This is a genomic window from Pseudomonas sp. Snoq117.2, assembly GCF_900110545.1.
Lineage (GTDB): Bacteria > Pseudomonadota > Gammaproteobacteria > Pseudomonadales > Pseudomonadaceae > Chryseomonas > Chryseomonas benzopyrenica.
The window spans coordinates 509,548-531,262 of record NZ_FOED01000002.1 but is presented as its reverse complement, the minus strand read 5'-3'; the positions used below and the strand labels follow the sequence as shown (position 1 = coordinate 531,262).

Genomic DNA, 21,715 nt, shown 5'->3' with positions numbered 1-21,715 from the left:
CAGCTCCTTAGGGCAGCAGGCTCTTCACGTTGATCGGCTCTGCCTCGCTCTGCGCGGCACCCTTGGGCTTGCCCGCGATGGCCATGCCGGCCACGCGGTAGAAGTTGTATTCCGGATACTTGCCCGGACCCGAGATCAGCAGGTCCTGCTTCTCGTACACCAGCTCCTGGCGCTTGAACTCGGACATCTCGAAGTCCGGGGTCAGCTGGATGGCGGTGGTGGGGCAGGCCTCCTCGCACATGCCGCAGAAGATGCAGCGCGAGAAGTTGATGCGGAAGAACTCCGGATACCAGCGACCATCTTCGGCCTCGGTCTTCTGCAAGGAGATGCAGCCGACCGGGCAGGCCACGGCGCACAGGTTGCACGCCACGCAGCGCTCCTGGCCATCAGGGTCACGGGTGAGCACGATGCGGCCGCGATAGCGCGGCGGCAGGTACACCGGCTCCTCGGGGTATTGCAGGGTGTCGCGCTTGCGGAAGGCGTGGCCGAAGACCATCACGATGCTGCGCAACTGGGTGTAGGTGCCATGCAGGACGTGCAGGATTTCCTTGATCATGACGGATACCTCACTGGCCGATGGCCGGCGTGGCGGTGTAAAGCACCACCGCGCCGGTCACCAGCAGGTTGATCAGGGTCAGGGGCAGGCAGAACTTCCAGCTGAAGGCCATTACCTGGTCGTAGCGCGGACGCGGAATGGACGCGCGCAGCAGGATGAAGATCATGATGAAGAAGGCGGTCTTCAGGGCGAACCAGAAGAACGACAGCCAGGGCAGGGTGTCCAGGAAGGGACCGTGCCAGCCGCCGAAGAACAGGGTCACCAGCAGCGCCGAGATCAGCACGATGCCGATGTACTCGCCGACGAAGAACATGCCCCACTTCATGCCCGCGTATTCGATGTGGTAACCGTCGGCGAGCTCCTGCTCGGCTTCCGGCTGATCGAAGGGGTGACGGTGGGTGACGGCGATGCCGGCGATGAAGAAGGTACAGAAGCCGAAGAACTGGGGAACGATGAACCACCAGCCCTGGTGCTGCGCCTCGACGATGTCCCTCATGTTGAAGGAACCGGTCACCGCGACGATGCCCATCACCGACAGACCCATGAACACCTCGTAGGAGAGCGTCTGGGCCGAGGCGCGCATGGCGCCCAGCAGCGAGAACTTGTTGTTGCTCGCCCAGCCGGCGAAGAGCACGGCATAGACGTTGACGCCGGCCATGGCGAAGAAGAAAAGCAGGCCGACGTTCAGGTCAGCCACGCCCCAGGTGGGGGTGATCGGAATGACCGAGAAGGCCACCAGCAGCGAGCCCATGGCGATCACCGGTGCCAGGGCGAAGATCATCTTGTCGGCGAACGGCGGTGTCCAGTCCTCCTTGAAGAACATCTTCAGCATGTCGGCGCCGAGCTGGAAGGCACCGAAGGGGCCGACCCGGTTGGGACCATGACGGTCCTGCCAGAGACCCAGCAGGCGCCGTTCGACAAAGCTCAGCAGCGCCCCGCAGATGACCACCGCCAGGAGGATGACGATGGCCTTGAGGACGCCGATCACCACGGCGATGAGGGTAGGGGTGAGCCAGGTCATGCCGCGGCCTCCTGCAGTCCTTCCACGGTAAGGCCGGCGAAGTCCACCGGAATCCCTTCGAAGCCGGCGGGCAGGCCGACCAAGCCAGCGGACAGCTCGGCCTTGATCTGCAATGGCAGGCGCAGTTCCTGACCGGCGACCTGCAGGCGCAGCAGGACACCTTCGTTGACGCCCAGGCGGTCGGCATCGGCCTTGGCCAGGGCCACGTAGGCCACCGGGATGCGCTCACGCACCGGCTCGGCGCGGGAAGAGGTCTCTTCGCTGCCGAACAGGTGGTACAGCGGTACGGCCTGGAAGCCGGACTCGGCGCCGCGCACGGCAGCGGTCGGCACGGCGAACCAGCTCAGGCGATCACCCTGGGACTCGATCAGGCGTACGCCCGGATCGCCAGCGCGCAGGTGACCACCCACCTCGTCCTGGAACTTATTCCAGGCCTGGGGCGAGTTCCAGCCCGGCGACCAAGCGAAGGGGATCTGCTGACGCGGCTCGGCGCTGCCGGCATAACCTTCCATGGAAAAGGCAAAGGCGGTGTCGGCGTCCTGGGGCGCACGCGGCTCGTGCACGCTGAGGTTGGCACGCATGGAGGTACGGCCACTGTAGCGGTGCGGTTCACGAGCGAGCTTGAGGCCCTTCACCCGGAAGCTGGCGTTGGGCGCGGCATCGCGGATGCCGTCCAATTGCGGTGCGGCGGTGGCCACGGCGTCGGTGACATGGTCCAGTTGGGTCCAGTCCACCGGGCGGTTGTCCAGGGTGTTGCGCAGGGCGTGCAGCCAGCGCCAGCCCTCGCGGACCAGGCTGGAGGGATCGTAATAGCTCGGTTCGTAGACCTGGAAGAAGCGCTGGGCGCGACCTTCCTGGCTGACCAGGGTACCGTCGCCTTCGGCGAAGCTCGCCGCCGGCAGCACCAGGTCGGCGCGCTGGGCGGTGGCGGTACGCTGGTGATCCAGCACCACCAGCACCTGGGCGCGGGCCAGGGCCTGATCCACCCGCTGGGCCGGGGCACGGCGATAGAGGTCGTTCTCCAGCACTACCAGGGCATCGGCCTGGCCATTTTCCAGGGCGGCGAAGGCGTCTTCGACGGACTCGCCGCCGTAGAGCGCCAGGCCCAGGCTGTTGGCTTCGGGCACCACCAGACTCAGGGAGCCGGCCTTGCCCTTGGCGGCCAGGGCCTTGGCCAGGTTGGCGGCGGCTTCGATCAGCGCCGGTTCACCCAGGGAGGTACCGGATACCACCAGCGGCCGTTCGGCGGCCAGCAGGGTTTCGGCGAGCAGGCGCGCCTGCTCGGCGACTTCGCTGGTCAGGCCGTCGACGGCCGGGGCGCTGGCGTCGATGGCGTGGGCCACGGCGTGGCCGAAACGGGCCAGTTCCAGCGGCGAGCCATGCAGACGGGCGTCGGCGACGTCGTCCAGGCGGGTGGCGGCGACGCTGGCGATGAACAGCGGATTGCGCTCGCTCTGGCCGATGTTCTGCACGGCCGCATTGAGCCAGGGCTGGATTTTCTGCGCCGCGGCCATGGCCTCGGGCTTGCCCTTGACGGACTGCCGCAGGGACAGCGCCAGGCGGGCGGCGGTCTGGGTCAGATCCTCGCCGAGGACGAAGACGGCATCGTGCTTCTCCATGGCGCGCAGGGTCGGGACGGGCAGGGGGCTGTCCTTGAGGACCTGCAGCACCAGGCGCACGTTAGCCAGGTCACGAGCGCTCATGCCGCTGGAGAAATTCTCGGCGCCGACCAGTTCGCGCAGGGCGTGGTTGCTTTCCAGGCTGGCGCGGGGCGAACCGATACCGATCACCTTCTTGCCGCGCAGCAGCAGGGCAGCGCGATCCAGGGCGGCGTCGATGCCGGTTTCCAGGCTGCCGTCCTTCAGCAGGGCCTGACGCGGGCGGTCCTTGCGATTGACATAGCCATAGCCGAAGCGGCCACGGTCGCAGAGGAAATACTGGTTCACCGAGCCGTTGAAGCGGTTCTCGATGCGGCGCAATTCGCCATAGCGCTCGCCGGGGCTGATGTTGCAGCCGGAGGAGCAGCCATGGCAGATGCTCGGAGCGAACTGCATGTCCCACTTGCGGTTGTAACGCTCGGAGTGGGTCTTGTCGGTGAACACCCCGGTGGGGCAGACCTCGGTCAGGTTGCCGGAGAATTCGCTCTCCAGGGCACCGTCCTCGACGCGGCCGAAGTAGACGTTGTCGTGGGCACCGTAGACGCCCAGGTCGGTACCGCCGGCGTAGTCCTTGTAGTAGCGCACGCAGCGATAGCAGGCGATGCAGCGGTTCATCTCGTGAGCGACGAACGGGCCGAGGTCCTGATTCTGGTGGGTACGCTTGGTGAAGCGATAACGGCGCTTGTTGTGACCGGTCATCACCGTCATGTCCTGCAGGTGGCAGTGGCCGCCTTCTTCGCAGACCGGACAGTCGTGGGGATGGTTGGTCATCAGCCATTCGATGACCGAGCTGCGGAATTCCTTGGCTTCGGCGTCTTCGATGGAGATATAGGTCTTGTCGCTGGACGGGGTCATGCAGGACATGACCAGGCGCCCGCGGGTGTCATTCTCGTCGGCGAACTGCTTGACCGCGCACTGGCGGCAGGCGCCGACGCTGCCCAGCGCCGGGTGCCAGCAGAAATAGGGGATGTCGAGCCCCAGGGACAGGCAGGCTTCGAGGAGGTTGTCCGCCCCGTCGACCTCGTACGTCTTGCCGTCTACATGGATAGTGGCCATAGGGTTTTCTTCTCACCCGCGCAGGGCGGGTCTGGCTAATGGGAAAACGTTCGCGCCGCCCTGGCGGTCGCCAGTGGCAGCGCCGGCCGGGTCGAGCCCGGCCAGAAAGCGATGGGAGCGGCCCCGAGGGGCCGGTCCTCAGATCACGGTCGCGGAAGCAGTCGGACGAGGTTCGCTGGGCGCCTTGCGCACACCGGCCTCGAACTCCTCGCGGAAATACTTGATGGCACTACCCAGAGGCTCGACGGCGCCTGGTGCGTGGGCACAGAAGGTCTTGCCTGGGCCGAGGAAGTTGACCAGCTGCAGCAGGGTATCGAGATCGCCCTGCTGGCCTTCGCCTTTCTCCAGGCTGCGCAGGAGCTTGACGCTCCAGGGCAGGCCGTCGCGGCAGGGGGTGCACCAGCCACAGGATTCGCGGGCGAAGAACTCTTCCATGTTGCGCAGCAGCGAAACCATGTTGACGCTGTCGTCCACGGCCAGGGCCAGACCGGTGCCCATGCGGGTACCGACCTTGCCGATGCCGCCGGCGTACATCTGCGCCGAGAGGTGCTCGGGCAGCAGGAAGCCGGTACCGGCGCCACCGGGCTGCCAGCATTTCAGCTTGAAGCCATCGCGCATGCCGCCCGCATAGTCCTCGAACAGCTCCTGGGCGGTGATGCCGAAGGGCAGTTCCCAGACGCCGGGATTCTTCACCTTGCCGGAGAAGCCCATGAGCTTGGTGCCCATGTCTTCGCTGCCTTCGCGGGCCAGGCTCTTGTACCAGTCCACGCCACCCGCGACGATGCCCGGCACGTTGCACAGGGTCTCGACGTTGTTGACGCAGGTCGGCTTGCCCCAGACGCCGACGGCGGCGGGGAAGGGCGGCTTGGAGCGCGGGTTGGCGCGGCGACCTTCCAGGGAGTTGATCAGCGCGGTCTCTTCGCCACAGATGTAACGACCGGCACCGGTGTGGACGAACAGCTCGAAGTCGAAGCCGCTGCCGAGGATGTTCTTGCCGAGCAGACCGGCGGCCTTGGCCTCTTCCACCGCGCGCCGCAGGTTGGCGGCGGCGTCGACGTATTCGCCGCGCAGGAAGATGTAGCCACGGTAGGCCTTGAGTGCCCGGGCGCTGATCAGCATGCCTTCCACCAGCAGGTGCGGCAGCTGCTCCATGAGCAGGCGGTCCTTCCAGGTGTTGGGCTCCATCTCGTCCGCATTGCACAGCAGGTAGCGGATATCGAGGGATTCGTCCTTGGGCATCAGGCCCCACTTCACGCCGGTAGGGAAGCCCGCACCGCCGCGGCCCTTGAGGCCGGAGTCCTTGACTTCCTGGACGATGGCGTCGGGTGCCAGCTCGGTCAGCGCCTTGCGCGCCGCGGCGTAGCCGTCCTTCGCCTGATATTCCTCCAGCCAGACAGGGGCGCCGTCTTCACGCAGGCGCCAGGTCAGGGGATGGGTCTCGGGGGTACGGGCGATGCTGTTGGCAGGCCCGAAGGAGGTCAGTCTCATGCGTATCCCTCCAGCAGTTTGGCCACGCCCGCAGGTTGGACATCGCCATGGGTGTCGTCGTCGATCATCAGCGCCGGGGCCTTGTCGCAATTGCCCAGGCAGCAGACCGGCAGCAGGGTGAAGCGGCTGTCGGTGGTGGTCTGGCCCAGACCGATGCCCAGCTGACGCTGGATCTCGCCGACCACGGATTCGTGGCCGCCGATGTAGCAGGTCATGCTGTCGCACACGCGGATGATGTGGCGACCGACCGGCACGCGGAAGATCTGGCTGTAGAAGGTCGCCACGCCCTCGACGTCGCTGGCGGGAATGCCCAGCACCTCGCCGATGGCGTAGATGGCGCCGTCCGGCACCCAGCCACGTTCCTTCTGGACGATCTTCAGGGCTTCGATGGACGCCGCGCGCGGGTCCTCGTAGTGATGCATCTCGTGCTCGATGGCCGAGCGCTCGGTGTCGCTCAGGACGAAACGGTCGGTTTGGATCAGGGTTTCGGTGCTCATGCTCAGCGGTCCACGTCGGCCATGACGAAGTCGATACTGCCCAGATAGGCAATCAGGTCGGACACCATGCTGCCGCGGATGACGGCCGGGATCTGCTGCAGATGCGGGAAGCTCGGCGTCCGGATGCGGGTGCGGTAGCTCATGGTGCTGCCATCGCTCGTCAGGTAATAGCTGTTGGCGCCCTTGGTCGCCTCGATCATCTGGAAGGCTTCGCCCGCCGGCATCACCGGACCCCAGGACACTTGCAGGAAGTGGGTGATCAGGGTCTCGATGTGCTGCAGGGTGCGCTCCTTGGGCGGCGGCGTAGTGAGCGGGTGATCCGCCTTGTACGGGCCTTCGGGCATGTGCTGCAGGCACTGCTCGATGATGCGCAGGCTCTGGCGCATCTCCTCGACGCGCAACATGCCGCGGTCATAGCAATCGCCGTTGTGGGCGATGGGCACCTCGAATTCGAAGTTCTCGTAGCCGGAGTAGGGGCGGGCCTTGCGCAGGTCGAAGTCCAGACCGGTCGCGCGCAGGTTGGGACCGGTGACGCCCCACTCGAGGGCTTCCTTGGTGTTGTAGACGGCGACGTTCTTGGTCCGGCCGATGAGGATGCTGTTCTTCATCGCGGCCTTTTCGTACTCGTCCAGGCGCTTGGGCATCCAGTCGAGGAATTCGCGGACCAGCTTGTCCCAGCCACGCGGCAGGTCATGGGCGACGCCGCCGATACGGAACCAGGCCGGGTGCATGCGGAAGCCGGTGATGGCCTCGATCACCTTGTAGGCCCGCTGACGGTCGGTGAAGGTAAAGAACACCGGGGTCATGGCACCGACGTCCTGGATATAGGTGCCCAGGTACAGCAGGTGGCTGTTGATACGGAAGAACTCGGCCATCATCACTCGGATGAAGTCGACCCGCGACGGCACCTTGATGCCAGCGAGCTTCTCTACCGAGAGAACGTAGGGGAGGTTGTTCATCACCCCACCCAGATAATCGATCCGGTCGGTGTAGGGGATGTAGCTGTGCCAGGACTGGCGCTCGGCCATCTTCTCGGCGCCACGGTGGTGGTAGCCGATCTCCGGCACGCAGTCGACGATTTCTTCGCCGTCCAGTTGCAGGATGATGCGGAAGGCACCGTGGGCGGAGGGGTGGTTCGGGCCCAGGTTGAGGAACATGAAGTCGGAATTTTCCGCATGCTCCTTCATGCCCCATTCCTCGGGCTTGAATCTCAGGGTTTCCTGTTCGAGATCCTGCTTGGCGGCGTTCAGCGCATAGGGATCGAACTCGGTGGCCCGCGCCGGATAGTCCTTGCGCAGGGGGTGCCCCTGCCAGTTGTCGGCCATCAGCATGCGCTTGGGCAGCGGGTGACCGTCGAAATGGATGCCGTACATGTCCAGCACTTCCCGCTCGTACCAGTTGGCATTGGGGAAGATGCCGGTGGCGGTGGGCAGGCGCAGGTCGTTGGCGGACAGGGCTACCTTGAGCATCACATCGCTGTTACGGTCGATGGACAGCAGGTGGTAGAAGACCGTGAAGTCCGCGTTGGGCAGGCCGCGGCGATGGGTCCGCAGGCGTTCGTCCACGCCATGCAGGTCATAGAGCATGACGTAGGGGCGGGGCAGGTTGCGCAGGAAGCGCAACACTTCGATGATTCGTTCGCGCGCCACCCAGATCACCGGCATGCCGGTACGGGTGTCTTGCAGGGTCAGGGCGTCGGCGCCGAATTGGCCCTGGAGTTCGCCAACCACCGACGCTTCGCCGGCAGGGGCGAGCGCAGAGGCGGACAGAGCGGTATCTGCGGTCATGATGTTCCGTCGCTAATCGATCGTCGTCAGCGTGCAGGTCCTGGAAGGGACTTACACTTCGTCTGGGCTGCGCAGGTTGGTGACCTGGATGCGGCGCTCGCGGTTCTGCTCACGCTGCGAAGGCATCTCGGCGCGGTAGATACCCTGGTCGCCCACTACCCAAGAGAGGGGGCGGCGTTCTTCACCGATGGAGTCCTGCAGGAGCATCAGGCCCTGGAGGAAGGCTTCGGGGCGAGGCGGGCAGCCGGGCACATAGACGTCAACGGGCAAAAACTTGTCCACGCCCTGTACGACCGAGTAGATGTCGTACATACCGCCGGAGTTGGCGCAGGCGCCCATGGAGATCACCCACTTGGGTTCCAGCATTTGCTCGTACAGGCGCTGGATGACCGGGGCCATCTTCATGAAGGGGGTGCCGGCGATGACCATGAAGTCGGCCTGACGCGGCGAGGCCCGGATGACTTCGGCGCCGAAGCGGGCGATGTCGTGGGGCGCCGTGAAGGCGGTGGTCATTTCCACATAGCAGCAGGACAGGCCGAAGTTGTACGGCCAGAGGGAGTTCTTGCGCCCCCAATTGACCGCGCCCCGCAGGACATCTTCGAGCTTGCCCATGAAGATGCTGCGGTTGACCTGACTTTCGACGGGGTCGGCCACGGTTTCCCGCTGGCCGGCCGGATAGCGGTCTACTGCCGCATCGGGATCGATCCGGGTGAGATTGTATTGCATTGCCAAAGCCTCATTGTTTCGACTTCGCCTGCCGCTCGCGACGGCTCGCAGGCGCCCAATCGAGCGCTCCGATTCGCCACAGGTAGACAAGACCCGCCAACAGAATTGCTATGAAAATGGAGGCTTCCACGAAGCCGGCCCATCCCGATTCACGGATGGAGACCGACCAGGCGAAGAGAAAGAGGGCTTCGACGTCGAAGATCACGAAGAGCATCGCGACCAGATAGAACTTGGCAGAGAGACGGAGACGAGCACCCCCGGTGGGGACGATGCCGGACTCGAAGGGATCGTTCTTGCTACGGCCCACGGCTTTGCTGCCGAGCAGGCTCGAGACTCCGAGCATGAAGGCAATCAGACCGACCACGCCCAGGAGAAATACCGCGAAGCTCCAGTTGTGGGTCAGTAGGCTGATCGACTCAGACATGCTTTGAATCCTTAATTATTGGGTATCAGGCGCTATCAGTGCGACACGGTGTCGCAACACAGACAGATTTTATGCTCTATCGATTCATTCTGTAAATTTATTGGCTTAAAAAGATTCTATTGGACTGCTTTGAATCAAACTAAACGGAACTTCAGGTTTATTTGAGAATGAATATAAGAATTATTCTCAAATAAGTTTCTTTTGCTTCCTGTGTCCTAGATTGCCAGTTGCCGCCAGAGTTCTGCCGTTCGCCGATTCGCTAGTCGATGAGGTCGGCGCGAATGCTCAGTTGTCGGTCGTCACGACCCTCGGTCGAGTAGTAGCGGGTGAGGCCGTTCTGGTCGCTCTCGACCTGTTGGCGAAAGCCGCCCAGATCCAGCCATTGCCCCAGCGGGCCGCTGATGCGAGTGGCGGCGCTCTGGGTCTGCACCGTGCCCGGGCGCATGGCCGCGGCGCGATCATCCACGCTGTTGATGTCCAGATGGACTAGGTTGCCGCTCAGACGGGCGGTGACCTGAAAGCCGCGTTCGAGCCGGCGGTAATCGGTCTGGGCGTAGCTCTGGCCATAGGGCGAGGTCTGGTAGGTGGTCACCGGCACGTCTGCGCCGAAGCGGATGAAGGCGGGATAGCCCTCGGTGACCTGGACGCGCTGGGCGCCATCCTCCTTCTGGTCGGTGCTGTCCTCGATGATGCGCACCTGGGGCGAGCGCACATCGCCGTTTACCGAATAGCCCTGACTGGCGCCCGAACTGCCGGCGCGGGTAGCCAGGGTGATGAGCAGGCGCCGCGGTTGGGTATCCAGCTGGGCCAGCAGATTCTTGATCTCGGCCAGCTTGGCCGGCTCGGCGTTGACGATCAGCTGATTGCCATAGACGTTGACCTTGCCTTCGCCGCCGAGGACGGCTTGCAGGGTAGGCAGCAGGTCGTCGGCGGTGCGGTATTGCAGCGGAATGACTTCGGTGCGGGGGGCGGCCCAAACGGTGGCCGTCAACAGCAGCAAGAGCGCCAGCAGGCCTTTCACAGCAGCATCCTCCGCAATTCCTGATCCGGTTGGCTGATCGCCCAGAGGCGATCGAAGACCTGTTGTTGCACCTTGACCGCAGCGCGGTCGCCATAACGGACGAAGCCGGTGGGTGCGCTGCCCGTGCGGCGCAGCAGGGCCTGGTCGTCGACGATCAGGCAGGCGCCTTCCGGTTGCTGGTCGGCCGGTGGTCGCCGAATCAGCAGGTTGCTGGTCAGGCGCTGCGCCAGGGCGATGAGGCGATGGCCCTGGCGCATCGCGAGGGCGCTGTCGTTGATCAGGAGACGTACCTGATGCCGTGGATGGCCCAGCAGCAGGCGCTTGATCGCCGTCTCGACGTCCCGGTTGTCGTAGAGGGGCGCTTCCAGGTCAGGCGTCTGGATACACAGCTGGCGGCTGGCTTGAGCGATGAGGCGGACGCTGTGCTCACGCAGGGCGTCCAGGCCTTCGAGGCGCAGGGCGAGATCCTGGCCGAGCTGAGGTTCGGGCAGGGCGTCCAGGGTCAGATCGGCAAAGGACTCGTCCACAGCGGCTCCCTCTCACTCGTCGTCGTCTTCTCCGGCGAAGATCAGGCTGCCCTGCTGGAGCAGTTCGCGGATCAGGCGCATGGCATCGTCGTCCTGCAGCCAGGGCGCGAGATTGGCCTCGTGCAGGACCTCCGCCGAGCATAGCAGGTCGAGCAGCGGTTGCAGTCGCATGGGCAGCAGGCGGCTCTGGCCGCTGGCGAAGACCATCACCTCGTCTTCCAGGCGACTCCAGGCGATGCGGCCACTGGGATTGCGCATCAGCAGGGCGCCTTCGTCGAGTTCCTTGCGCAGCTGCTTGGCGCTGAGGTTTTCCCCGGCGACCCGCTCCGGATAGCGTGGCTCGGTCATGTGCTGGCCGAACCAGGCCAACAGCAGGCGATCGTCGCTCAGGTGGCGTTTCATCAGGCCGCGCAGGCGCTCGATGGCCTCGGGCGGGATCTCGGCCGGATGCTCGCTGGCCGGCGCGCAACCGGCGTCGCTGTAGCGCTCGTCCTCGGGGATGAACTGGGCGAGGAAGTCGGTGAAGTGGGTGAGCACCTCGCCAGCACTGGGGGCGCGGAAGCCGATGGAGTAGGTCATGCACTCGTCTTCGGCGATGCCGTCGTGGGCCAGACCCGGCGGCAGGTAGAGCATGTCGCCCGGTTCCAGGACCCATTCGTCGGTCTGCTGGAAGTCGGCGAGGATCTTCAGCTCCAGGCCGTCGATCAGCGGGCTGTCGGCGGTGCATTGCTGGCCGATGCGCCAGCGGCGGCGACCATGGCCCTGCAGCAGGAAGACGTCGTAGTGATCGTAGTGGGGGCCGACACCGCCACCGGGGGCGGCATAGCTGACCATGATGTCGTCGACGCGCCAGTTGGGCAGGAAGCGGAAGGACTCCAGCACCTCGGCCACCTCGGGGACGAACTGATCGACCGATTGCACCAGCAGGGTCCAGTCCCGCTCGGGCAGGCTGGCGAAGGTGTCTTCCGGCAGGGGGCCGCGGCGCAGTTCCCAGGTACGGTCCTGGCCGATGATCAGGCGGGATTCGATTTCCTCTTCCAGCGACAGGCCGGCCAGTTCGTCGGGCTCCAGGGGATTCTGGAAGTCCGGGAGGGCCTGGCGGATCAGCAGGGGTTTGCGCTGCCAGTAGTCGCGCAGGAATTCACGGGCGGTCAGGCCGCCGAGCAGTTGCAGGGGTTGATCCGGGTTCATGCACACCTCGCGCAATGAAAAACGCCCGGCAAGGCCGGGCGTAGAAAAGTAGGCAGCCTCAGAACCTGTTTACGATCTTGCGAGCTAGAGTCAAACAAGGCGAAAAGGCCTGAGGAAGCGGAGTTTACGAGTGGTAAATGAGCATTCCGAAGGCATTTTCAACGCCGTTTGGCCGACGCGCAGCAGATCGTGGGCAGGTTCTCAGACCCGACGGGCCTGTTCGGCAGCGTTGCCGATATAGCCGGCCGGAGTCAGTTGGCGCAGCTCGGCCTTGGCGGCCTCGGGGATTTCCAGGCCGTCGATGAAATCCTGCAGGGCGCTGGCACTGATGCCCTTGCCACGGGTCAGCTCCTTGAGCTTCTCGTAGGGGTTGGCCACGCCATAGCGGCGCATCACGGTCTGCACCGGCTCGGCCAGAACTTCCCAGCAGGCGTCCAGGTCTTCGGCGATGCGGGCGGCGTTGAGTTCCAGCTTGCCGATGCCCTTGAGGGTGGCTTCGTAGGCGATCACGCCGTGGGCTAGGCCGGTGCCCAGGTTGCGCAGCACGGTGGAGTCGGTCAGGTCGCGCTGCCAGCGGGAGATCGGCAGCTTGCTGGCCAGGTGCTGGAGGATGGCGTTGGCGATGCCCAGGTTGCCTTCGGAGTTCTCGAAGTCGATGGGGTTGACCTTGTGCGGCATGGTCGAGGAGCCGATCTCGCCGGCCACGGTCTTCTGCTTGAAGTAGCCGAGGGAGATGTAGCCCCAGATATCCCGGTCGAAGTCGATCAAGATGGTGTTGAAGCGAGCGATGGCGTCGAACAGCTCGGCGATGTAGTCGTGCGGCTCGATCTGGGTGGTGTAGGGATTCAGGGTCAGGCCGAGGTCGTCTTCGATGAAGGTGCGCGCATTGGCTTCCCAGTCGACGTCGGGGTAGGCGGACAGGTGGGCGTTGTAGTTGCCCACGGCGCCGTTGATCTTGCCCAGCGGGCGGATGGCGGCGATCTGCTCGATCTGGCGTTCCAGGCGATAGACCACGTTGGCCAGTTCCTTGCCCAGGCTGGTAGGGGAGGCGGGCTGGCCGTGGGTCCGCGACAGCATGGGCACGTCGGCGAAGCGATGGGCCAGCACGCGGATCTCGCCGGCGATCTGGCGCATCAGCGGCAGCAGCACCTGGTCACGGCCTTCGCGCAGCATCAGGGCGTGGGACAGGTTGTTGATGTCCTCGGAGGTGCAGGCGAAGTGGATGAATTCGCTCACCGCAGCCAGCTCCGGCAGGTTGGCGACCTCTTCCTTGAGCAGGTACTCGATGGCCTTGACGTCGTGGTTGGTGGTGCGCTCGATGTCCTTGACCCGCTGCGCCTGCTCGACGCTGAACGCGGTGGCCAGCTTGTCCAGCAGGGCATTGGCTTCGGCGGAGAAGGGCGCGACTTCGGGAATGCCCGCGTGGGCGGCCAGGCGCTGCAGCCAGCGGACCTCGACCTGGGCGCGGAAACGGATCAGGCCGAATTCGCTGAAGATGGGGCGCAGGGCGGCGGTCTTGCCGGCGTAACGGCCGTCGATGGGCGATACGGCGGTGAGCGAGGAGAGCTGCATGGGCATTCTCTTGGTAGCGGGGGAGAAAGGGGCCGAATTCTACACGCAAAGGCCGGGGCTGTAGTACAGCCGCCGGCCTGGGATCAGCCGTTGCGCAGGGAGTAGAGGTTATCGAGCAGCTTGCGACGATTGAGCACCAGCTGCCAGCGATGGCCGCCGAGCTGGCGCCAGAGGCGCGCCGAGCGAATCCCGGCCAGCAGCAGGGCGCGTACCCGCGAGGCGGTGGCGGATTGCTGCAGGTAGCGCATCTCGCCGTGCACCTGGATGCGCTGCTTGAAGGTGCTCAGGGTGTCCTCGTAGAGACCACCGCAGGCGGCGATGACGTTCTCGTGGGCCACACCGAAGTGTTCCACCTGGGACTGGATCTGGGTGAGGCGCCGGCCGATGAGGTCGAGCAGGTCGCCGCGCTTCTCCAGCTTGCGTTCCAGGGCGGTCATCGCCAGGGCATAGCGCAGGGGCTCCCGCTGCAGGCTGTTGGGATTGCGCTCCAGGGTGCTGGAAAGGGCGCCCAGGCCCTCGCGCAGCGGCACTACGCTGCCGCCGTAGACGTCCAGGGTGCTGCCCGGATCCCGGACCAGCAGGCTGCCGAGCAGGCAGGCCAGGGGTTCTTCGGGCACCTGGCCGGTGCGCGCCAACTGGTCCACCAGCACAGCGGCCTGGAAGACGCCGCCCAGGGCGATGAGTTGTTCCTGGGTGCGATTCATGCGGCGGGCGCCTCGGCGCAGGCAGGTTGATAGTGTTCGATCACGCCACCGCCCAGGCAGACATCGCCGTCATAGAAGACCACCGATTGACCCGGGGTCACGGCGCGTTGGGGCTCGTCGAAGACCACCCGGTAGCCGCTGCCCTGGCGTTCGATCCGGCAGGGCTGGTCCTGCTGGCGATAGCGGACCTTGGCGGTGAGACGGCGCGGCTGGGTGAGGTCCAGGCCATTGACCCAGAACATCTCGCTGACGGTCAGGGCCTCGGCGAACAGCCAGGGGTGGGCGTTGCCCTGACCGACGATCAGCACGTTGCGGGTCAGGTCCTTGCTCAGCACGTACCAGGGATCGTCACCGGCATCCTTCATGCCGCCGATGCCCAGGCCCTGGCGCTGCCCAATGGTGTGGTACATCAGGCCGTGGTGGCGGCCGATGACCTCGCCGGTGGTGGTCTCGATGTCACCCGGCTGGGCCGGCAGGTACTGCTTGAGGAAGTCGCTGAAGCGGCGTTCGCCGATGAAGCAGATGCCGGTGGAGTCCTTCTTGCGCGCGGTGGCCAGGCCATGCAGCTCGGCGATGGCGCGGACCTCGGGCTTTTCCAGTTCGCCCACCGGGAAGAGGGTGCGCGCCAGTTGCTCGCCGCCCACGGCGTGGAGGAAGTAGCTCTGGTCCTTGTTGGCGTCGAGGCCCTTGAGCAGCAGGGTCTGGCCGTCGACGTCGCGACGGCGCACATAGTGACCGGTGGCGATCAAGTCGGCGCCCAGGGCCAGGGCGTAGTCGAGGAAGGCCTTGAACTTGATCTCGCGGTTGCAGAGGATGTCCGGATTCGGCGTGCGACCGGCCTTGTATTCGGCGAGGAAGTGCTCGAAGACGTGATCCCAGTACTCGGCGGCGAAGTTGGCCGTGTGCAGCGTGATGCCGATGCGGTCGCAGACCGCCTGGGCGTCGGCCAGGTCTTCCTTGGCGGTGCAGTACTCGGTGCCGTCATCCTCGTCCCAGTTCTTCATGAACAGGCCCTCGACCTGATAGCCCTGCTCCTTGAGCAAGAGGGCCGAGACCGAGGAATCCACTCCGCCGGACATGCCGACGATGACGCGGGTGCCGTTCACTTCAAAAACCTCTCATATCTACGATCATCGACAGGGGGTAGCGGTGTCCGTCCAGGTATTTCTCGATGGCGTCCAGGACCAGGGGGCTGCGCAGCCGTGCCTGTTCGGCGCGGATCTCGTCGAGAGTCAGCCACACCGCGCGGGTGATGTCGGCGTCCAGGGCGCGCCCGGGCTCGTGGGCCAGGGGGCGGGCATGGAAGGCGGTGCGGTAGTAGGTGACGCCATTGCCCGGCGCGACATAGAGGCCGATGCCGATCACGCCCTGGATCTCCACCTGCCAGGCGGTTTCTTCCAGGGTCTCGCGGCGTGCCGCCTCGATCAGGCTCTCGCCCGGCTCCAGGTGGCCGGCCGGCTGGTTGAGCACCAGGCGACCCTGCTTCTCTTCTTCCACCAGCAGGAAGCGACCGGCGTCTTCCACCACGGTGGCCACGGTGACGTGGGCGTGCCAATCCATCTCGGACTCCGCTATCGGTAATCGCGCAGTATACGCCTTAAGTTTTGTCGGTCCCAAATGCAGAAAACCCCGGCCAGGGCCGGGGTTCGCTGAATCAACCTATCAGGCTGCGGGCGCAGCCCTCAGGTTCAGCCCTTGAGCTGTTCCAAGGCGGCGTTGAGCGTGGCGCTCGGACGCATGGCCTGGCGGGTCTTGGCCTGGTCGGGGTGGTAGTAGCCACCGATGTCCACGGCTTGGCCCTGGACGCCGTTCAACTCGGCGACCACCTTGGCTTCGTCGGCGGTCAGCGACTTGGCCACCGGCTCGAACTGGGCCTTGAGCTGGGCGTCGTCGCTCTGCTCGGCCAGAGCCTGGATCCAGTACAGCGCCAGGTAGAAGTGGCTGCCGCGGTTGTCCAGTTCACCGGCCTTGCGCGACGGCGACTTGTTGCTGTCGAGGAACTGGCCGTTGGCCTGGTCCAGGGTCTTGGCCAGGATCTTGGCCTTGGCGTTACCGGTGGTCTCGCCCAGGTGGTTGAGGGACTCGGCCAGGGCCAGGAACTCGCCCAGGGAGTCCCAGCGCAGGTGGTTTTCCTGCACGAACTGCTGGACGTGCTTGGGCGCGGAGCCGCCGGCACCGGTCTCGAACAGGCCGCCGCCGTTCATCAGCGGGACGATGGACAGCATCTTGGCGCTGGTGCCCAGTTCCATGATGGGGAAGAGGTCGGTCAGGTAGTCGCGCAGGACGTTGCCGGTCACCGAGATGGTGTCCTCGCCCTTGCGGATGCGCTCCAGGGACACGCGGGTGGCTTCCTCGGGCGCCAGGACGCGGATGTCCAGACCGTTGGTGTCGTGATCCTTGAGGTAGCGCTCGACCTTGGCGATGACCTGGGCGTCGTGGGCGCGGTTCTGGTCCAGCCAGAAGATCGCCGGAGTGCCGCTGGCGCGGGCACGATTGACGGCCAGCTTTACCCAGTCCTGAATCGGCGCGTCTTTGGTCTGGCACATGCGCCAGATGTCACCGGCCTCGACCGGATGCTCGAAGACCACCTTGCCCTGGTCGTCGGTCACGCGCACGGTACCGTCGGTGGGGATCTGGAAGGTCTTGTCGTGGGAACCGTATTCCTCGGCCTTCTGCGCCATCAGGCCAACGTTGGGTACGCTGCCCATGGTGCTGGGATTGAAGGCGCCGTTCTGCTTGCAGTCCTCGATCACCACCTGGTAGACGCCGGCATAGCAGCGGTCGGGGATGATGGCCTTGGTGTCCTGCAGGTTGCCTTCGGCGTTCCACATCTTGCCGGAGTCACGGATCATGGCCGGCATGGAGGCGTCGACGATGACGTCGCTCGGCACATGCAGGTTGGTGATGCCCTTGTCGGAGTTGACCATGGCCAGTGCCGGGCGCTGGGCGTACTGGGCGTCGAAGTCGGCCTTGATGGCGGCCTGGGTGGCTTCCGGCAGGCTGGACAGACGGGCGTAGAGGTCGCCGATGCCGTTGTTGCGATCGAAGCCGGCTTCTTTCAGGGCGGCTTCGTGCTTGGTCAGCACGTCCTTGTAGAACTCGCCGACGATGATGCCGAACATGATGGGGTCGGAGACCTTCATCATGGTGGCCTTCAGGTGCACGGAGAACAGCACGCCCTGGGCCTTGGCGTCTTCGATCTGGGCGGCGATGAAGCTCTGCAGGGCCTTGCGGCTCATGGTCGAGGCATCGACGATCTCGCCGGCCTTGACCGCGGTCTTCTCTTTGAGGACCTTGCTGCTGCCGTCCTTGCCGATCAGTTCGATCTTCAGGCTGCCGGCGTTCTCGACGGTGGCCGAGCGCTCGCTGCCATAGAAGTCATGGGCGTCCATATGGGCGACGTGGGACTTGGAGTCGGCACTCCAGGCGCCCATGCGATGGGGGTGCTTGCGGGCGTAGTTCTTGACCGACAGCGGCGCGCGGCGGTCGGAGTTGCCTTCGCGCAGGACCGGGTTCACGGCGCTGCCCTTGACCTTGTCGTAGCGCGCCTTGACGTCCTTTTCCTTGTCGTCCTTGGGCTCATCCGGATAGTCCGGCAGGGCGTAACCCTGGCCCTGCAGTTCCTTGATCGCGGCCTTGAGCTGCGGCACCGAGGCGCTGATGTTAGGCAGCTTGATGATGTTGGCTTCAGGAGTGGTGGCCAGTTCGCCGAGTTCGGCGAGGTGGTCGGAGATGCGCTGCTCTTCCTTCAGGTACTCGGGGAAGAGGGCGATGATGCGGCCGGCAAGGGAGATGTCACGGGTTTCGAGGGCGACGCCGGAAGAGGCGGTGATGGCCTCGACGATGGGGAGCAGCGAATAGGTCGCCAGGGCGGGCGCTTCGTCGGTCAGGGTGTAGATGATCTTCGACGTGGTGGACATGTCTTGCTTTAACTCCTCTTTATCACAGCTGTGGCGCGAAGCCGGGCGAGCGAGGATCGACCCTTGAGTCGATAGACGCCCCAAGAAGGCGTTATCGGACCGCGCGACAGGCGCGGCGGCGATGGACGTGCGATGCGACAAAGCGTCGCTGCGGAAGTTGCAGGATCGGCCGATACAGCCAGCGGAACCGGCAGGGCCTGCAGCGACCCGTCAGTCGGCGGAGTATACCAGCGCGGCGCCTGGCGTGCATTCGTGCCACTACAGCTTGGCTGTGGGGGGAAGTCGCCGACCCGGAAGGGCCGTCGAACTTGGGCAAGTTCGTCACGGTGTCAGGTCAACGAACTTGACCAATCGACGACTGGCGCTGCACGGAAGTTGCTTAAGGGACTAAACTATTGCCCCTCTAAATTTCACGAGGTCGTTATGAAAACCAAGGACAATGCGTCCAAGAGTCGTTCCTGGGCTATCGTCGGGCTGGAAACGCTCGTCATCGTCGCCCTATCGCTGTACGTCGCCTTTGGCGCCGGGCTGTTCATCAAGCACCACTGCTGGGACACCCTGACCCCGCAACAGCAAGACCAGATTCTCGAGCAGATGAGCCGCAGCGCTCAGGAAAACACCCTGCTCACCTGATTCGCTTTCGCTCGAATCCCTTCTTCTCAAACAATAAGAATCCTTCCTTTTTCTCCCGCGCACCGCTTAGGTGTCGAGGTGGCTTCGTCACGTCCAGAGCTCTAGCAGACCAGGTGTTTGCCTGGACTCACGGGGACGGTGGGGGTTGCCTTTGGCAGCACCCTGGGCGAGGGCATCGCCGCGGGGCGGGCGCGCCGCGCCAGGCGCAGCATGGCCCAGAGTATGGCCAGCGATAGGGCTAGCCAGCCAAGTATCAGAAGAAGGATGTAGGTCGCAGGAGTCATTGACGTTCACCGTACGGCTGTCTCGGAAAGGTGTCTTTGCTGGGACACATTTCTCTAGACTCGTCAATAGCTATCCTGTTCAGGCTTTCCCGACGAGGGGTCCAACCGGGCACCGCTCGCGCGGAGCCCGGTGGATGGGGATCACAGGAACAGGTGCGCCAGCCAGAACAGGCCGGCGGAGAGGGCCATGGAGGCCGGCAGGGTCAGGACCCAGGCCATGAGGATGTTGCGCACCGTGCTGCCCTGCAGGCCGCTGCGGTTGGCGACCATGGTGCCGGCCACGCCCGAGGACAGCACGTGGGTGGTGGAGACGGGCAGGGCGAAGACGTTGGCCATGCCGATGGCCGCCACCGCCGTCACCTGGGCGCTGACGCCTTGGGCATAGGTCATGCCCTGGCGGCCGATCTTCTCGCCCACGGTGAGCACCACGCGGCGCCAACCGACCATGGTGCCGATGCCCAGGGCCAGGGCGACGGCGATGATGACCCAGAAGGGGGCGTATTCGGTGGTGCTGGTGAGGTCCTTGCGCAGGCGGCTGAGATCGTCGCGATCGCGCGCGGTCAGCACCGGCAGCTTGCTCACCTTCTTGGCGGTGTCGTCCAGGCACAGCAGGTAGCGGCGCACCTGCTGGCGATGGTCGTCGCTCATGGCACGGTAGTCGGTGACGCCTTCCAGGTCGGCCAGCAGCGCCTGCAGCGTTGGTACGGTCATGTGCGGGGCGCAGCGGAATTCCTGGGGCAGGTCGCGATTGCCGGGTACTTCGGCAAGGAAGTCCTTGAGGTTGTCGCCCTGGCGCTCATAGAACTGGCCCAGGTGGATGGCGGCGTCACGGGTCCGTTCGATCTGGTAGGTGGTGCTGTCCAGATCCAGCACGAACTTGGCCGGGACGATACCGATGAGCACCAGCATGATCAGGCCGATGCCTTTCTGGCCGTCGTTGGATCCATGCACGAAACTCATGCCCATGGCCGAGAGGACCAGCATCAGGCGATTCCAGAAGGGTGGGTGCTTCTTGGCATCCAGTTCGCGGCGCTGTTCCGGGGTCTTGTGCATCTTCGACAGCGGTCGCCAGCGCTTGAGCGCGAGCAGCAGCAGACCGGCGACGGCGAAGCCGGCCAGTGGCGAGAAGATCAGCGACAGGCCGATGTCGATCGCCTTCTGCCAGTTCACCCCTTCGCTCACCGGGATACCGGTCAACAGGGCGTTGGTCACGCCGACGCCAAGGATGGAGCCGATCAGGGTGTGGGAGCTGGAGGCGGGGATACCGAAGTACCAGGTGCCCAGGTTCCAGGTGATGGCGGCGGCGAGCAGCGAAAACACCATGGCCAGGCCGTGGCCGGTGTTGACGTTGATCAGCAGCTCCACCGGCAAGAGGTGGACGATGGCGTAGGCGACGCCGACGCCACCGAGCAGCACGCCGAGGAAGTTGAAGATGCCGGAAAAGAACACCGCGAGGTGCGGGGGCATCGCCTTGGTGTAGATCACCGTGGCGACGGCGTTGGCGGTGTCGTGAAAGCCGTTGATGAATTCAAAGGCCAGCACAAAGGCCAGGGCCAAGACGAGGCTGATGGCGACCCAGGCGTGGAGTCCGCTGAAAAGTTCGAACATGGGAATACGTCGACAGTTGGCAGGCGCGAATTATGGCAGAAAAATGACTGCCGCCATCGGCACCTTGAATGGGAGGGAAAAATTAAGGCTTGTCTGAACAGCAGCCGAGCGAAGGTCAGGCAAGGCGAAAATCAGCGAGGAAGCGGAGTTTACGAGGGGTAAATGAGCATTCCGGGATGATTTTCAACGCAGTATGGCCGAGCGCAGGCGCTTTTCCGACAAGCCTAGTCGCCGCGGTAGATGCAGCCACAGGTGCAGGTCTCATGGACGCGAACCTGGCTGAGTTCGGGGAGCAGGGGCTTGAGCTGTTGCCAGATCCAGCGCGCGAGCACTTCGCTGGTAGGGTTCTCGAGACCCGGGATGTCGTTCAGATAATGGTGGTCGAGACGCTCGTACAGGGGTTTGAAGGCGGCCTTGATATCGGCGAAATCCCGGACCCAGCCGGTATGGGGATCGACAGCACCTTCGATGTGCAGGCCTACCTTGAAGGAATGCCCATGGAGACGTCCGCACTTGTGGCCTGCCGGAACATTGGGCAGGAAGTGCGCGGCTTCGAAAATGAATTCTTTGAAAATTTCCACGATAACCACTCGCGTTGGGCCACGGGGTGTGGCGGCTGCGGGGCGGCAGTCTATCAGCTCGACACCGCCTTGCCGAACCTCGCGGTCGCCGACCAGGGGCGGCGGTCTAACCCGGCATCGACCAGGGCTCCAGCAGGTAGCCATCGCGTGCCAGCTCCAGGCGAGTCTGCTCGATCAGGGCGGCGAGGTGGCCGGCATGGCTGTATTGACTGCGCGCGACATGGGCGATCGAGGCCAGTACCCGGGCGCCGTCGGTCACCTCAAGGGAAAAGCTGGCGTCGCTGGGATCTTCGCGGACGTTGCCGCGCAGGGGCAGAAAGGCCTTTTCGACGATGTGGACGGCACGGGCGAGATCGATGGACATGGGCGGACTCCTCGGCAGGGGGCTTTCAATAGAGGGCCAGGGTCAGGAGAAATTCGGATTTGCCTTCACCGGCGGGCTTAGGCAGTCTCCCGGTCTT

General features: G+C 64.7%; 20 protein-coding genes. 1 reads left to right on the top strand and 19 read right to left on the bottom strand.

Annotated elements, in window-relative coordinates; all coding sequences use genetic code 11:
• Positions 1-7: 7 nt before the first annotated feature.
• From nuoI to BMZ43_RS08290, 16 genes are all read right to left on the bottom strand, one after another.
• Positions 8-556 (bottom strand): NADH-quinone oxidoreductase subunit NuoI, encoded by a 549-nt coding sequence (gene nuoI, locus BMZ43_RS08365; protein WP_017642306.1) that lies wholly within the window; start codon positions 554-556, stop codon positions 8-10.
• Positions 557-566: 10 nt separating this feature from the next.
• Positions 567-1,577 carry an NADH-quinone oxidoreductase subunit NuoH gene (gene nuoH / locus BMZ43_RS08360; protein ID WP_017642307.1) on the bottom strand — a complete coding sequence of 337 codons (1,011 nt, stop codon included), beginning with the start codon at positions 1,575-1,577 and terminating at the stop codon, positions 567-569.
• Positions 1,574-4,291 (bottom strand): NADH-quinone oxidoreductase subunit NuoG, encoded by a 2,718-nt coding sequence (gene nuoG, locus BMZ43_RS08355; protein ID WP_093252349.1) that lies wholly within the window; start codon positions 4,289-4,291, stop codon positions 1,574-1,576. The genes nuoH and nuoG overlap by 4 nt, the downstream gene beginning before the upstream one ends.
• A gap of 138 nt (positions 4,292-4,429) precedes the next feature.
• Complete coding sequence (gene nuoF / locus BMZ43_RS08350) at positions 4,430-5,779, bottom strand: NADH-quinone oxidoreductase subunit NuoF (protein WP_093252346.1); 1,350 nt, start codon at positions 5,777-5,779, stop codon at positions 4,430-4,432.
• On the bottom strand, positions 5,776-6,276 hold the full coding sequence (gene nuoE / locus BMZ43_RS08345; RefSeq protein WP_017642310.1) for an NADH-quinone oxidoreductase subunit NuoE: 501 nt from the start codon (positions 6,274-6,276) through the stop codon (positions 5,776-5,778). The genes nuoF and nuoE overlap by 4 nt, the downstream gene beginning before the upstream one ends.
• Before the next feature lie 2 nt (positions 6,277-6,278).
• Positions 6,279-8,063 (bottom strand): NADH-quinone oxidoreductase subunit C/D, encoded by a 1,785-nt coding sequence (gene nuoC, locus BMZ43_RS08340; RefSeq protein ID WP_017642311.1) that lies wholly within the window; start codon positions 8,061-8,063, stop codon positions 6,279-6,281.
• A gap of 51 nt (positions 8,064-8,114) precedes the next feature.
• The gene (locus BMZ43_RS08335; protein WP_007158886.1) at positions 8,115-8,789 is read right to left on the bottom strand and encodes a NuoB/complex I 20 kDa subunit family protein; all 675 of its coding nucleotides are present in this window, start codon (positions 8,787-8,789) and stop codon (positions 8,115-8,117) included.
• Between the two features lie 10 nt (positions 8,790-8,799).
• Entirely contained in the window at positions 8,800-9,213 is a 414-nt protein-coding gene (locus BMZ43_RS08330) for an NADH-quinone oxidoreductase subunit A (protein ID WP_007158885.1), read from the bottom strand.
• Positions 9,214-9,472: 259 nt separating this feature from the next.
• Positions 9,473-10,234 carry a secretin N-terminal domain-containing protein gene (locus BMZ43_RS08325; RefSeq protein WP_064308994.1) on the bottom strand — a complete coding sequence of 254 codons (762 nt, stop codon included), beginning with the start codon at positions 10,232-10,234 and terminating at the stop codon, positions 9,473-9,475.
• Complete coding sequence (locus BMZ43_RS08320; RefSeq protein WP_093252342.1) at positions 10,231-10,761, bottom strand: DUF7931 domain-containing protein; 531 nt, start codon at positions 10,759-10,761, stop codon at positions 10,231-10,233. The genes BMZ43_RS08325 and BMZ43_RS08320 overlap by 4 nt, the downstream gene beginning before the upstream one ends.
• A 12-nt stretch (positions 10,762-10,773) precedes the next feature.
• The gene (locus tag BMZ43_RS08315) at positions 10,774-11,952 is read right to left on the bottom strand and encodes a ribosomal protein uL16 3-hydroxylase (protein ID WP_093252337.1); all 1,179 of its coding nucleotides are present in this window, start codon (positions 11,950-11,952) and stop codon (positions 10,774-10,776) included.
• Between the two features lie 201 nt (positions 11,953-12,153).
• A complete protein-coding gene (purB, locus tag BMZ43_RS08310; RefSeq protein WP_017641462.1) occupies positions 12,154-13,524 on the bottom strand; it encodes an adenylosuccinate lyase in 1,371 nt (456 codons plus the stop codon).
• Positions 13,525-13,607: 83 nt separating this feature from the next.
• On the bottom strand, positions 13,608-14,228 hold the full coding sequence (gene hflD / locus BMZ43_RS08305; protein WP_093252331.1) for a high frequency lysogenization protein HflD: 621 nt from the start codon (positions 14,226-14,228) through the stop codon (positions 13,608-13,610).
• Entirely contained in the window at positions 14,225-15,334 is a 1,110-nt protein-coding gene (mnmA, locus tag BMZ43_RS08300; protein ID WP_017641460.1) for a tRNA 2-thiouridine(34) synthase MnmA, read from the bottom strand. The genes hflD and mnmA overlap by 4 nt, the downstream gene beginning before the upstream one ends.
• Position 15,335: 1 nt before the next feature.
• Positions 15,336-15,788: an NUDIX hydrolase gene (locus BMZ43_RS08295; protein WP_017641459.1), complete on the bottom strand. Its 453-nt coding sequence runs from the start codon at positions 15,786-15,788 to the stop codon at positions 15,336-15,338.
• Positions 15,789-15,916: 128 nt separating this feature from the next.
• On the bottom strand, positions 15,917-18,148 hold the full coding sequence (locus BMZ43_RS08290; protein WP_093252326.1) for an NADP-dependent isocitrate dehydrogenase: 2,232 nt from the start codon (positions 18,146-18,148) through the stop codon (positions 15,917-15,919).
• A 423-nt stretch (positions 18,149-18,571) separates the two neighbouring features.
• On the opposite strand from BMZ43_RS08290, the gene BMZ43_RS08285 reads away from it, so the two are divergent.
• Positions 18,572-18,781 carry a hypothetical protein gene (locus BMZ43_RS08285; protein WP_007158876.1) on the top strand — a complete coding sequence of 70 codons (210 nt, stop codon included), beginning with the start codon at positions 18,572-18,574 and terminating at the stop codon, positions 18,779-18,781.
• Between the two features lie 425 nt (positions 18,782-19,206).
• Here BMZ43_RS08285 and BMZ43_RS08280 read toward each other — a convergent pair whose 3' ends face one another.
• The 3 genes from BMZ43_RS08280 to BMZ43_RS08270 form a co-directional block, all read right to left on the bottom strand.
• Positions 19,207-20,673, bottom strand: a complete 1,467-nt coding sequence (locus BMZ43_RS08280; RefSeq protein ID WP_017641457.1) for an inorganic phosphate transporter — start codon at positions 20,671-20,673, stop codon at positions 19,207-19,209.
• A 224-nt stretch (positions 20,674-20,897) separates the two neighbouring features.
• Entirely contained in the window at positions 20,898-21,254 is a 357-nt protein-coding gene (queD, locus tag BMZ43_RS08275; RefSeq protein ID WP_017641456.1) for a 6-carboxytetrahydropterin synthase QueD, read from the bottom strand.
• A gap of 106 nt (positions 21,255-21,360) precedes the next feature.
• Entirely contained in the window at positions 21,361-21,618 is a 258-nt protein-coding gene (locus tag BMZ43_RS08270) for a hypothetical protein (RefSeq protein WP_093252321.1), read from the bottom strand.
• Positions 21,619-21,715 lie beyond the last annotated feature (97 nt).